The sequence below is a fragment of the Peptoniphilus sp. oral taxon 386 str. F0131 genome (assembly GCF_000090945.1).
Classification (GTDB): Bacteria; Bacillota; Clostridia; order Tissierellales; family Peptoniphilaceae; genus Anaerosphaera; species Anaerosphaera mikwangii.
Genome location: NZ_GL349422.1, coordinates 218,499 through 231,108, shown reverse-complemented (window position 1 = coordinate 231,108; position 12,610 = coordinate 218,499). Strand labels below are relative to the sequence as shown.

Here is a 12,610-nt window from a genome sequence, read left to right as displayed (position 1 = left end):
TGTGCATCATGATGCACATCTTTTTATTTTTTATTGTATTTTTTTAGATTCATTATCTTGAAAAAAATATGATTTTAGTATATCCTTTAATTAGCTATGGAGGTTTTAAATGCAAAATAAAAACATTGATAATAAAGATTTTACTGATATAAAAAATTTAAAAAATACACGTTCCACTCTTACTCGTGATGAAATGAGGAAAAAAAGAAAAATTCAAGCGCGAAGAAGACAAATGAAGCGAAGAAGAATACTTTTTTTTGTATTGGTCGGACTTTTTGTACTTATAATAATAAAAATTGTCAGCTCTATTTTCACATCTAAGCCTGAAAAGGAAATTAACACTTCAAATTTAGGTTCATGGTATATAGCTGAAATTATGAGAGAAAAATCAGGTAAATTCGATAATTCAAAAGCTATTCCGAAGAATGAGCAAGAAATGTTTTTAGAGGCATACAATAAGGCGACAGGGGTAGAAAAAAGACTTATGCCGGGAACAAATCATTTAATATCTGCAGATGAATATGCTTACGATACAAAAGAAATTCGTTCATACATCAGAGGAGAAAAGGAATATGGAGGAAATGACAAATTAGTATTTTTGACATTTGATGACGGACCTAATAATACAATTACTCCTCAGGTTTTAGACATACTTGAAAAAAATAATGTTCATGGGACGTTTTTTGTCGTGGGAAAAGCTATTTACGAAGATCATTATGACACTTTAAAGAGAATTGTAATGGATGGAAATTCAATAGGACTTCACTCTTTTTCACATGACTATGATATTTTGTACCCTGAAAAAAATGCAGATACAAATAAAATTCTCGAAGAAGCAAGACTTACACTTGGAAGAGTTCAAAAAGTATTTGGAGAAAACTTTAAGGTAACTCCTTGGAGATATCCGGGCGGACATATGTCGTGGCAGGGAATAACTCCGGCGGATCAGGCTCTTGAAAAAATGGGTATGGAATGGATTGACTGGAATTCACTATCCGGAGATGCGGAACAAAAGAAAGTTCGTCCTACAACTGTTGAAGGAGAAGTAAACTATATAGCAAAATCTCTACATCAAAATATTCATTCCAATGTAGCGGTAGTTTTAATGCATGATGCGACAAATAAACAGCTTACTGTAGACAGTTTGCAGAGTATAATAAATTATTTTAAGGAAAACAATTATAAATTCTGTATATTAAAATAAAAGATGCTTTAAAGCATCTTTTTTATTTTTAAAAATCAAAATACTTTGTTTAAAATAAAAATTTAGTGGTATAAGTATACAGAATGAGTAAATTTTAATTTGCAAGATTGACATGTGAATAATCACAGTCTTATCATAAAATCTAATATTAAGGAGGAAATTATGAGTTATTGCGATAGACCGGTAGCTAAAGTTCAAAACACTGAAGCTAAAGAAGAAATTTTAATTAATCAAGAAAATATTAAGGAGGAAAAAAATATGATTTTAGTAGGAAAACAAGCACCGTCATTTACAGCTCCTGCATATCACAAGGGAGAATTTAAGGAAATAAATTTAGAAGATTACAGAGGACAATGGGTAATGTTATGCTTCTACCCGGGAGACTTTACATTTGTATGTGGAACAGAAGTTTCTACAGTTGCTGCTAAAAATAAGGAATTTGAAGATTTAGGAGTACAAGTTATTTCCGTATCTGTAGACAGTCAATTTGTTCACAAAATTTGGAACGACAATGAGCTTTCAAAAATTGCCGGAATGGATATTCCATTTCCAATGATTGCAGATTCATCAGGAGCAATAGGGGAACTATACGGAGTATATGATAGTGAAGCAGGTGTTGATGTTCGTGGAAGATTTATAATCGACCCTGAAGGAATAATTCAAGGAATGGAAATTCTTACTCCTCCTGTTGGAAGAAATGTTGAAGAAGCTATAAGACAAATTAAAGCTTACCAATATGTAAGAGAAGCTAAAGGAACAGAAGTTACTCCAGCAGGATGGCAACCGGGCGCAAAGACTCTTAAGCCGGGTCCTGAATTAGTTGGAAATGTTTGGAAAACTTGGACAGTTGATGAATTAGGTAAATAAAAATAAAATAAAACACATTTATATGTCAATTTGTATTTCGGCATATAAATGTGTTTTTTTATATTAAAGTTCAATTTTATGATAAAGGTGTCCTTATAATTATAAGGATACCTGTTTAGAAGCGTATAAACTGAGTTATAAATATTACCACTATAGCTATTGGACTTATATATTTTAAACTTAAGATCATCCATGTTTTTATAAAAGGTGACTTTATATTTGCCGCATTTATCGTATTGTCAATTCCCCAAACATATCCGCAAAATATCGCTATTATAAAACATCCTATTACTAATATAAAATTACTTTCTATCTTATCGAAGAAGTTGAATATTGAATTGTAATTTATTGATAAATAAGATATAACAAGAATTATTACAACCGCTATTAGAATAGCTTTTATTCTTGAAATATCAAATTTTTCCATAAATAATCCGACAACCGCTTCTAAAACTCCTACACTTGATGTAAATGCAGCTATATAAAATCCAAAGTAGAATAATATGCTGAGAAATCTTCCACCGGGAATTAAATTAAACGCATTAGGAAGAGTTAAAAATGTAAGAGCAACACCTTGCTCAGGTTTTAATCCCGTTGCAAAAACTATTGGAAGTATCATAAGTCCTGCTGCAAGTCCCGCAAAAATAAGTGATATACATACAACAGAAGCACTTTTAAAAATATTTTCATTTTTATCTTTGATATAGCTTCCAAATACCATAGAACCGAGCATTGCAAGACCAAGTGCAAAAAATGCCTGTCCTAAACAGGATATTACGGAATTTAAAGTGAACTTTGAAGGATCGGGTTTAAATAAAAATAAAAGTCCTTCTCTGGCACCTTCAAGATTTAATGCACGTACGATAATTATTGTCATAATTCCAAATAACAACGGTAGGAGTATTTTTGAAATCCTTTCTATTCCATTCTGAACTCCAAACGTTATAACTAAGATATTCAAAAATAGATTTACAACGAAAAATAAGAAAACCATACTCTTATTATCACTGAATCCCTCAAAAAACTTTACAACTTGTTCAGGGCTTAGCCCTGTAAAAGAACCTTGAATGCTTGCAAATACATATTTTACTATCCATGCATATATTGGAGAGGTATATCCCAAAATTAACAGAGCTGCTGTCAAGTGAAGATAACCTGCCAAATACCATTTTCTTTTTGGTGCAAGCTCCTGATATGCGGCTATTGCCGTTTTTTGCGTTGCATATCCTATTGTAATCTCGGCAGTCATAAGAGGAATTCCGATAATTAGTATGATTGCAATATACATAAAAATAAAAATGGCCCCTCCATTTTCACCGACTATATACGGAAATCTCCATAGACTTCCAATACCGAGAGCAAGACCGATAGCAACTAATATAAAACCTATAATCGAACTGAAACCTTCATTTTTCTTTGCCATATTTTCCTCCTTTTGTATTATTATATAAAAAATATGGTATTTTACAAGAGTTTATATGTATGTAGTACTAAGAATTTTATAGCAATTTTGAGAAAAAATTTATACAATTACATTGATTTTATATTGCTTTAATCATATAAAATCGGGTATCATATAAATATAATAAAGGGGGTTATATTATGAAAATTTTAGTTCCAATAGACGGTTCAAAAATATCGCGTAAATCAGTTGTTGCAGCTAGAGATATAGGCAAGAAGTTTGGGGCGAAATTAATTATACTTACAGTTATTCCTGAGACAAGTATATTTGAACAATATCCTACAAATTTTCCATATACTTTGGAAATTGATAAGGCTAATACAGAAAGAGCTGAGTTTGTATTATCAGATGTTGAAAAAGAGCTTTCTGACTACCCCTATGAGGTTGAAACTTTTTATACAAGCGGTAATCCATCGGGACAAATTTGTAAATTTGCAGAGGAACGTGATATAGATTTAATTGTAATGGGAAATAGAGGACTTGGAGCTTTTTCAAGAACACTGCTCGGTTCCGTTTCAAATAAGGTAATCAATCAGTCTAAGGTTTCAGTCTTAGTTGTTAAAAATGAACTTGAGTTAGATAAATAAGTTTGTAGAGGAGTTTTATTACTCCTCTTTAAAAATTTGTTAAGGTGTGTAGTACTTGAAAAATATCACATTTTAGCATATAATTTAAAGCAATTAAGGCGATTAATAAACTTGTAATAAGTGAACATAAATCATGGTTACAATGTTGCCATCTCCTTCGTCATTTGGCGAGGGTTTATTTTATATGGAGGTAATTATGGAAAAGAAATATTATTTAACTACGCCGATTTATTATCCGAGTGGTAATTTACACATAGGACATACTTATTGTACTGTTGCCGCAGATTGTATTAAGAAGTATAAAAAATTGCAAGGCTATGATGTATTTTTTACAACAGGTACTGATGAGCATGGTCAAAAAATTCAACAAAAAGCTTTGGAAGAAGGATTGGAACCAAAAGAATATGTAGATAATATTGTTGTGTCCATTAAGGAATTGTGGTCTAAAATGGATATAGATTATGATGCATTTATAAGATCAACTGATCCTGAACATGAAAAGAATGTTCAAGAAATTTTTAAAAAACTTTATGAAAAAGGTGAAATATATAAATCTCAATATGAAGGTCATTATTGTACGCAATGTGAGGCTTTTTGGACAGAATCTCAATTAAAAGATGGCGATAAATGTCCTGATTGCGGTAGAGAAACTCACATTGAAAAAGAAGAGTCTTACTTTTTTAAACTTTCTAAATATAGAGACAGGCTTTTAAAATACTATGAGGATCATCCTGATTTTATTGAACCGGTATCTCGTAAAAATGAAATGATAAATAACTTTTTAAAGGACGGGCTTGATGATTTATCAGTAACACGTTCTTCATTTGATTGGGGTGTAAAAGTTCCGTTTGATGATAAGCATATTGTATATGTTTGGATAGATGCACTTAGCTGCTATTTATCTGCAATAGGTTATGGAACAGATAATGAAAAATTTGAAAAATTTTGGCCTGCAGATGTCCATCTTGTAGGAAAGGAAATTATAAGATTTCACACTATAATTTGGCCGGCTTTATTAATGGCACTTGATTTACCTCTTCCTGAAAAAATATTTGGACATGGATGGATTTTATTCGACAATGATAAGATGAGTAAATCCAAGGGAAACGTTATATATCCGGAACCGATAATAAAACTATATGGTGTAGATGCTTTAAAATATTTCTTGCTTAGAGAATTTTCATTCGGTTCGGACGGTTCATTTAATAGGGAAAAATTTATGCAAAGACTTAATTCGGATCTTGCAAATGACCTTGGAAACTTAGTTTCAAGAATCATATCAATGATAGAAAAATATAACGACGGATATATTCCATCTGCAACAGTAAGCGAAGAAGTTGATGAAGATTTAATTAATATTGCTACAACTACAATGACAAAGGTAGACAGTGCTATGGAGCATTTTGAGTTTTCGGTTGCACTTGAAGAAATTTGGAATTTAATTAGAAGATGTAATAAATATGTAGATGAAACAACACCTTGGATACTTGCCAAAGATGAAAGTAATAAACCGAGACTTGACAGTGTTCTTTACAATTTAGCAGAAGCTCTTAGAATAACTTCTGTTTTGATAAATCCGTTTATTTCAGAGACATCAAGAGAAATAAGAAAATCTCTTAGAGTAAAAGGTGAAGTTAAATGGGAAGATTCAGCAATATGGGGATTAACTGAAGCCGGAGAACATGTTAAGAATGTAGGAGTGTTGTTCCCAAGACTTGATGTAGAAAAAGAGTTTGTAAGACTCAATGAAGAAAATCAAAAACTTGCAGAAGAAAGAGAAAGAGAAAAACAACTTTGGACAAAAAAGTCCGAACCTGTAGAAGAAGTTTTAGAAGATGAAACAGAAGAATGTACAATAGATGACTTCAAAAAAATAAAAATTAAAGTTGCATTGGTAGAGTCTGTAGAAGACCATCCGAAAGCGGATAGGTTGTATCTTTTAAATTTAAAACTTGGAAATGAGAGAAGAACTATCGTTTCAAGCATTAAAAACGACTTTACAAAGGAATATTTGACAGGTAAAAAACTTCTTGTAATCACAAACTTGAAACCTGCAAAATTTAGAGGTATAGAATCTAAGGGAATGCTTCTTGCGGCAGAAAGTGAAGACGGAAAGATTTCACTTGCTACAATTTATGAAGATCTTCCTGATGGAACGGAAATTTGTTAGGAGTGATAATGTGATAGATTCACATGCACATTTAGATGATGAGAGATTTGATTATGATAGAGATATTGTAATCAATTCTCTACCTGAAAGAGGAATAGATTTAGTTTATAATATAGGTGCAGATCTAAACTCTTCCATAGCCTCGGTAGAGCTTGCAAATATGTATGAAAATATTCGTGCGGTAATAGGAATTCATCCTCATGATGCCAAGAGTTATAGCGATGAAGTTGAAGAAAAACTGATTGAACTGGCAAAAAATGAAAAGGTAAGAGCTATTGGAGAAATAGGGCTCGATTATTACTACGACAACTCTCCTCGAAATATTCAAGTGGAAGTATTTAAAAGACAAATAGAGCTTGCTCACAAATTAAACTTGCCTATAGTAATTCACTCAAGAGAAGCTGTGCAGGAAACATTCGACATAATAAAAGAGTCAAAAGAAAAATATCCTGAACTTGTATTTTTAATTCATTGTTTTTCGCAGAGTGTTGAAATGATGAGAGAATATATTAAGCTGGGATGTTATATAGCACTTGGAGGAGCAGTGACATTTAAGAATGCAAGGCATCCTAAAGAAGTTGCATTGGAAATTCCGCTTGATAGACTTCTTCTTGAAACGGATAGTCCGTATATGGCTCCCGTTCCCATGAGAGGCAAGAGAAATGAGCCTATGTATATTAAATATGTTGCAAAGGAAATAGCAAATATTCGAGGTATTAAGGTATCTGAACTTGTAGAGATTACAGATGCGAATACAAAGAGGTTCTATAATGATTAAAGAAGTGATAGTTGTAGAGGGAAAAGATGATATTACTGCGGTTAAGTCTGCGGTAGATGCTGAAATTATTTCAACTCACGGATTCGGATATGGAATGAAACTTATAAAAACTCTTCAGGAGATAAATAAAAGAAGAGGAATAATAATTTTTACAGATCCCGATTATATGGGTAAAAAGATAAGAGCGGATTTATCTAAGCACTTAAAAGGTGCAAAGCATGCTTTCTTACCACAGGGCAAGGCAAAGAAAAAGGATAATATAGGCGTTGAAAATGCCAGCGCTTATGATATAAAGATTGCAATTGAAAATGCAAAACCTGAATATGAAGATTCAATCATTATGTTTAATGAAAGAGATTTGATTATGCACGGTCTTTCGGGCAGTATCGGAGCAAGTGAAAAAAGAGAAAAAGTTAGTGAAATTTTAAAAATAGGACACGGAAATTCAAAACAATTTTTAAGTCGTTTAAACAGATTTAAAATTACGAGAGAAGAATTTGAAAATGCAGTGAAAGTGGTGGAAAATGGAAAGACTATATAAACCTGCAAGACTTATAGAACTTTTAAATAAATACGGATTTAGATTTTCTAAGTCTTTAGGTCAAAATTTTTTAATAGATGGAAATATAGTTAGAAAAATTGTAGACAGTGCTGAAATCTCAAGTAATGATAATGTGCTTGAAATTGGTCCGGGAGTTGGAACTCTTACAGAAGAGTTGTGTCTTAGGGCAAAAAAAGTAGTATCAATAGAAATAGATAACCATTTAAAAGAACTTTTAAAGGAATCATTGCCTTATGAAAATGTAAAAATTATATTTAATGACGTTTTAAAGACAGATCTTAAAAAATTTACAGAACAAGAATTTGGCGGTGAAACTTTTAAGGTAGTTGCAAATCTTCCATATTATGTCACAACACCGATTATTTCAAAACTGATAGAAGAAGATTTGAATATAGAATCAATAACTGTAATGATTCAAAAAGAAGTTGCAAATAGATTTTCGGCAAGTCCTTCTACAAAAGACTACGGTTCACTTTCGGTATTTATACAATTTTATTCTGATGTTAAATATGAATTTACAGTTCCCAAAAATGTATTTATGCCAAAACCTAATGTAGATTCTGCAGTAGTCAATTTAAAAATAAAAAAAGATTTACCCGATATAGATAGAGATAAGCTTTTTAAAGTTGTCAGGGCAGCTTTTTCAAAGCGAAGAAAAACTCTTATAAATGCACTTTCAAGCTATGGGTTTAATATAGATAAAAATGAAATATTAAAAGCTCTTTCAATTTCAAACATAGATGAAAAAAGAAGAGCGGAAACTCTCAGCTCGGAAGAATTTATTGTATTGTCGATAAATCTTCCTAGTATAAATATAGGAGGAGAATAATGGAATATGAATTAAAAAGTGATGAGAGAAAAAAACTGTTAGAAGATATAACGAAATTTAAAAATGATGAAAGACTTTTAGATTCGTTATCTTCAATTTTTAAAGCGCTTGGAGATCCGACAAGACTTAAAATAATATATGCACTTTCAAAAAGACCGCTGTGTGTAACAGATATATCTGAACTTTTAGAAATGAGTCAATCATCAATTTCTCATCAACTTGCAATTTTAAGAAGCCAAGAACTCATAAGAGTAAAGAGAATTGCAAGAAAAGCTATATATTCATTAGATGATGAGCATGTACTGAGCCTTTTTAATGACGGATATGAACATGCGGAACATAAAACAAGAAGATAATGATTAAATAAAATATAAGAGGGTATAATAAGATTTAAGGAGGAATGGAAAATGGAAAAAGTAGTAGTTTATACATCAAATACATGTCCATATTGTACAATGGCTAAGGACTATTTGAGAGAAAAAGAAATTCCGTTCGAGGAAAAAAATGTTCAAACTGACAAGGAAGCAAGAACTGAACTTATGGCTAAAGGATACACAGGAGTTCCTGTAATTTGTATCGGAGCTGAAGAAATTGTCGGTTTTGATAAAGCAAAATTAGAATCATTATTGAGTAAATAATAAAAAGGTACTTGCTTTAAAAGTAAGTACCTTTTTTAATGGTCATATTTATCTGAATTTATAAAATAAACAAAAACTACCCGATACGGGCAGAAACTAAAAATATCATATAAAAAGTAGTTTATTACATCATTTTTAATTATTGCTTTTTAAAAATCGTATCATATTTTGAATGTCAGTAGATTTTTTTATGTGAAATCTATGAATTTTATACGGATCTAAATTTTTAAGCTTTGATGCTGTTTTATTTCCGCCGATAAATCCTATTGTAATACCTGCATCTTTTGTAGCATTTAATATGGCGTCATTTACCATTGCACCGGGATATGCTATTGCTGTAGGGAAAACCGAAGAGCGCTGATAAATTAGAGCATTATTCCAAATCAAATCATTTTTAATTTTTTCATAATACTCTTCATCGGTTTCATTCTCAAGTTTTGCACTCATCCAAGTTTTACCTTTATTTGGACCGTCAAGGAACTGATCATGTAAATTATAGGAATGATTTCCAAAGCTTATATATCCAGACTCTGCCATTTCTTGAATTTGATCCCATGTTAAAAAACCGTCTTTTTCTACATAGGACCCTATTATAAAAATTGCAGCCTTTGCATTATATTTTTTAAGTATCGGAAAAGCTGTTGTATAATTATCTTCATATCCATCATCAAAGGCTACGAGAATCGGGTTTTTCGGAAGAGTTTCATTTCCGTTTATTATATTCTCCAAATCAACCAATGATAAAAATGTAAATCCGTTTTTTGAAAGCCCTTCTATCATTTCTTCAAATTTTTTTGTTTCTAATATATATTCGTTGTTTTGAGGATTGACATCACTTATACTGTGGTATGTTATTACAGGAATACTACCTTTCCCGACAGTTATAATATCTTTAAAAAACACCTTTAATCCAACTATTAATACTAATAAAATAAATCCTAAAATTTTAATCTTGTTTTTCATAAGCACCTCTATGTAAATTTTAGCACATAATTTCCAAAGTTAAAACATATCTTTTATGATATAATATTACCTGATTTATAATAGTAGGAGAGAATATGGCAAAGAGTAAAATTATAAGTGGGAAAGTAATTAATGTTGACTTTCCAAATAGGTGTGAAATTTTAAACGGAGAAAATAGAGTTTCATTTAAAGGGGCGATATTGGGGCAGGAAGTTGAAGTAAAGCTTACAAGAAGGACTAAAGGTAAGCTGTTAAATATACTTAATATCTCCGAACTTGAAAATGAAAACAACTGTCCTCACAGCGAAGTTTGTGGAGGATGCACATATCAAACAATGAGTTATGAATGTGAACTTGAATACAAAAAAAATTTAATAACAAAGCTTTTTAAAGAAAATGACATTGAATTTGAAAAACTGGAATTTATAAGTTCACCTGTACATAAGGCATACAGAAATAAAATGGAATATACATTTTCAGATGAATATAAAGACGGACCTTTGAGCCTTGGACTTCATAAGAAAAATAGATTTTATGAAGTTGTGAATACGGATGAGTGCAACATTGTAAATGAAGACTTTAATATTATAAGAAAATTTACGTTAGAATATTTTAAGGATAAATTAAAGCCTTATAACCGAATGAGACACACAGGAATACTGAGACATCTTCTTATAAGGCGATCGTCAATCGGGGAAGTATTGGTAAACCTCGTAACCGCAAGTAGTGATTTTAACTTTGATGAATATTTTGAAGAACTTTTAAAATTAGGATTATCGGGTAAAGTAGTTGGCATTATGCATACAATAAATGACTCGTTTTCAGATGCAATAGTGCCTGAAAAAATAATTCAATACTATGGAGTAGATTATATTAATGAAGAATTGTTAGGGCTTAAATTTAAAGTGAGCTGCTTTTCATTTTTTCAAACTAATACTGAATCTGCAAAAGTTCTTTATACATTGGCAAGTAATATGCTTGGAGATTTAGACAATAAAATTTTGCTTGATTTGTATTCGGGAACAGGAACGATAACTCAAATCTTGGGAAGAAAGGCAAAGTCGGCACTTGGAATAGAAATAGTCAAAGATGCGGTTGAATCGGCAAGAAAGAATGCAGAAATAAATAATTTGAATAACGTCAAATTTATATGTGATGATGTGTTTAAGGCGGTAAAAGAACTTGAATACAAAGCGGATGTAATAGTACTTGACCCACCGAGAGAGGGAATAAATCCAAAAGCAATAGATAAGATAATATCATTTAGACCTGAAAAATTTTTATATATATCGTGCAATCCGATAACATTTGTAAGAGATTTAAAAATATTTTTAGAATCGGGATATGAAATAATCGAGTTAAAAGCACTTGATCAATTTCCACGAACAAATCATATAGAGATAATCTCCTTGCTTTCCAGACAGAACTAAAATAAATAAATTATTGAAAATAAAGGCTTATTGCAGCTGTCATTAAAATATATGGATAGCCGGGAGTAAGCCTTATTTTTGCGTTTAAAATTGCTTTGTGAAAACACATTGATAATGTGGGAACAGTTATTTGAAAAATATACCAATTTGCATTTGTTTGCTAAAATTTATAATTGTACAATAGTTTATAAATACATTATAATGAAAACAAATATTTATCAGTTTGATTTTAATGAAATTATACCTGTATGGAAATATTTGAAGATATAATAAAACCTTAGAAAGTTATAAACTTTTGATAGAAATTCGGGTATTATATCAACTGAGCTTGCAAATCAGATAGGTGTAACAAAAAGACCGGTACATCTATTTATAGGGAGAAAGAATGGAGATAAGTAAGCGATTTGAGCGAGAAAAATTAAAAAAGTTTCAAGTCTTTAACGGAGCACAACTAAAATATTTAGCGTTTGTATAAATGCTGATTGATCATGTAAACAATGCATTAATAACACCTATGCTTGACGGTGAAGGATTTTTATTATATATATCTAATGTATTTTCAGTTCTAGGGAGAATTGTCTTTCCTATATTTATCTTTTTTATAGTGGAAGGATTTTTTAAGACGAGTAATAGAAAAAAATATTTGATTACTCTTCTTATGTTCGGAGCCATATCAAAAGTTCCGTTTGATATGTTCACATCAAGAACTTATTTTGACCCGTATTGGAACAACATGATGTTTACATTAGCTCTATGCCTTATTACAATTTGGATAATTGACAGTCTCAAAGAAAATATTCATAATAAAGTTTTTTGGTATGTGGGCTCAATTATTATTGTAGTAATTTTTGGTTTTTTGGCAATGAAACTGAGTCTTGATTATGACTATCATGCTATAATTGTCGCTTATCTTTTTTATATCTTCTATGACAAACAGTTACTTGGAGCAGATTTGGGTTATCTGTCAATTATAAAAGAGCTTTACTCTTTTTTGGGATTTGTCATGACCATAACATACAACGGGGAAAGAGGCAGACAATACAAGTGGCTAAACTACTTTTTCTATCCTGCACACATCCTAATACTCGGAATTTTGCGTTTTTATTTAAATATCTAAAGT

Annotated in this window: 12 protein-coding genes and 1 pseudogene; 11 read left to right on the top strand and 2 right to left on the bottom strand. The window is 31.0% G+C overall.

All coding sequences use genetic code 11. From position 1 onward, the window contains the following. Positions 1-109: 109 nt before the first annotated feature. Complete coding sequence (locus tag HMPREF0629_RS01140; RefSeq protein ID WP_050747980.1) at positions 110-1,204, top strand: polysaccharide deacetylase family protein; 1,095 nt, start codon at positions 110-112, stop codon at positions 1,202-1,204. 162 nt (positions 1,205-1,366) lie between these two features. Beyond that, a complete protein-coding gene (gene prxU, locus HMPREF0629_RS01135) occupies positions 1,367-2,071 on the top strand; it encodes a thioredoxin-dependent peroxiredoxin (RefSeq protein WP_115737025.1) in 705 nt (234 codons plus the stop codon). 115 nt (positions 2,072-2,186) lie between these two features. Here the strand turns inward: prxU and HMPREF0629_RS01130 are convergent, their stop codons facing one another. After that, positions 2,187-3,494: a sodium-dependent transporter gene (locus HMPREF0629_RS01130; protein ID WP_009221537.1), complete on the bottom strand. Its 1,308-nt coding sequence runs from the start codon at positions 3,492-3,494 to the stop codon at positions 2,187-2,189. Positions 3,495-3,673: 179 nt separating this feature from the next. Between HMPREF0629_RS01130 and HMPREF0629_RS01125 the strand changes: the two genes are divergently transcribed. The 7 genes from HMPREF0629_RS01125 to HMPREF0629_RS01095 all read left to right on the top strand — a co-directional run bounded on the left by HMPREF0629_RS01125 (position 3,674) and on the right by HMPREF0629_RS01095 (position 9,097). Then, a complete protein-coding gene (locus tag HMPREF0629_RS01125; RefSeq protein ID WP_009221536.1) occupies positions 3,674-4,120 on the top strand; it encodes a universal stress protein in 447 nt (148 codons plus the stop codon). A gap of 196 nt (positions 4,121-4,316) precedes the next feature. Next, on the top strand, positions 4,317-6,290 hold the full coding sequence (metG, locus tag HMPREF0629_RS01120; RefSeq protein WP_009221535.1) for a methionine--tRNA ligase: 1,974 nt from the start codon (positions 4,317-4,319) through the stop codon (positions 6,288-6,290). A gap of 10 nt (positions 6,291-6,300) precedes the next feature. Further along, positions 6,301-7,068, top strand: a complete 768-nt coding sequence (locus HMPREF0629_RS01115; RefSeq protein WP_009221534.1) for a TatD family hydrolase — start codon at positions 6,301-6,303, stop codon at positions 7,066-7,068. Beyond that, a complete protein-coding gene (gene rnmV, locus HMPREF0629_RS01110) occupies positions 7,061-7,609 on the top strand; it encodes a ribonuclease M5 (protein WP_036730338.1) in 549 nt (182 codons plus the stop codon). Before HMPREF0629_RS01115 ends, rnmV begins: the two co-directional genes overlap by 8 nt. Then, positions 7,593-8,459 carry a 16S rRNA (adenine(1518)-N(6)/adenine(1519)-N(6))-dimethyltransferase RsmA gene (gene rsmA, locus HMPREF0629_RS01105; RefSeq protein WP_009221532.1) on the top strand — a complete coding sequence of 289 codons (867 nt, stop codon included), beginning with the start codon at positions 7,593-7,595 and terminating at the stop codon, positions 8,457-8,459. The genes rnmV and rsmA overlap by 17 nt, the downstream gene beginning before the upstream one ends. Continuing rightward, entirely contained in the window at positions 8,459-8,815 is a 357-nt protein-coding gene (locus tag HMPREF0629_RS01100) for a helix-turn-helix transcriptional regulator (RefSeq protein ID WP_009221531.1), read from the top strand. Before rsmA ends, HMPREF0629_RS01100 begins: the two co-directional genes overlap by 1 nt. A 51-nt stretch (positions 8,816-8,866) precedes the next feature. Next, entirely contained in the window at positions 8,867-9,097 is a 231-nt protein-coding gene (locus HMPREF0629_RS01095; protein WP_009221530.1) for a glutaredoxin family protein, read from the top strand. Positions 9,098-9,232: 135 nt separating this feature from the next. Here HMPREF0629_RS01095 and HMPREF0629_RS01090 read toward each other — a convergent pair whose 3' ends face one another. After that, the gene (locus HMPREF0629_RS01090) at positions 9,233-10,060 is read right to left on the bottom strand and encodes a polysaccharide deacetylase family protein (protein WP_039856392.1); all 828 of its coding nucleotides are present in this window, start codon (positions 10,058-10,060) and stop codon (positions 9,233-9,235) included. 95 nt (positions 10,061-10,155) lie between these two features. Here HMPREF0629_RS01090 and rlmD point away from each other — a divergent pair, with 95 nt between their 5' ends. Next, the gene (gene rlmD / locus HMPREF0629_RS01085; RefSeq protein WP_009221528.1) at positions 10,156-11,490 is read left to right on the top strand and encodes a 23S rRNA (uracil(1939)-C(5))-methyltransferase RlmD; all 1,335 of its coding nucleotides are present in this window, start codon (positions 10,156-10,158) and stop codon (positions 11,488-11,490) included. Positions 11,491-11,875: 385 nt separating this feature from the next. After that, a pseudogene (locus HMPREF0629_RS01080) lies at positions 11,876-12,607 on the top strand (TraX family protein). Positions 12,608-12,610 lie beyond the last annotated feature (3 nt).

Coding starts and splice junctions, on each gene's coding strand:
- HMPREF0629_RS01140 (WP_050747980.1), top strand. CDS start 110: ATGCAAAATAAAAACATTGATAATAAAGATTTTACTGATATAAAAAAT.
- prxU (WP_115737025.1), top strand. CDS start 1,367: ATGAGTTATTGCGATAGACCGGTAGCTAAAGTTCAAAACACTGAAGCT.
- HMPREF0629_RS01130 (WP_009221537.1), bottom strand. CDS start 3,494: ATGGCAAAGAAAAATGAAGGTTTCAGTTCGATTATAGGTTTTATATTA.
- HMPREF0629_RS01125 (WP_009221536.1), top strand. CDS start 3,674: ATGAAAATTTTAGTTCCAATAGACGGTTCAAAAATATCGCGTAAATCA.
- metG (WP_009221535.1), top strand. CDS start 4,317: ATGGAAAAGAAATATTATTTAACTACGCCGATTTATTATCCGAGTGGT.
- rnmV (WP_036730338.1), top strand. CDS start 7,061: ATGATTAAAGAAGTGATAGTTGTAGAGGGAAAAGATGATATTACTGCG.
- rsmA (WP_009221532.1), top strand. CDS start 7,593: ATGGAAAGACTATATAAACCTGCAAGACTTATAGAACTTTTAAATAAA.
- HMPREF0629_RS01100 (WP_009221531.1), top strand. CDS start 8,459: ATGGAATATGAATTAAAAAGTGATGAGAGAAAAAAACTGTTAGAAGAT.
- HMPREF0629_RS01095 (WP_009221530.1), top strand. CDS start 8,867: ATGGAAAAAGTAGTAGTTTATACATCAAATACATGTCCATATTGTACA.
- HMPREF0629_RS01090 (WP_039856392.1), bottom strand. CDS start 10,060: ATGAAAAACAAGATTAAAATTTTAGGATTTATTTTATTAGTATTAATA.
- rlmD (WP_009221528.1), top strand. CDS start 10,156: ATGGCAAAGAGTAAAATTATAAGTGGGAAAGTAATTAATGTTGACTTT.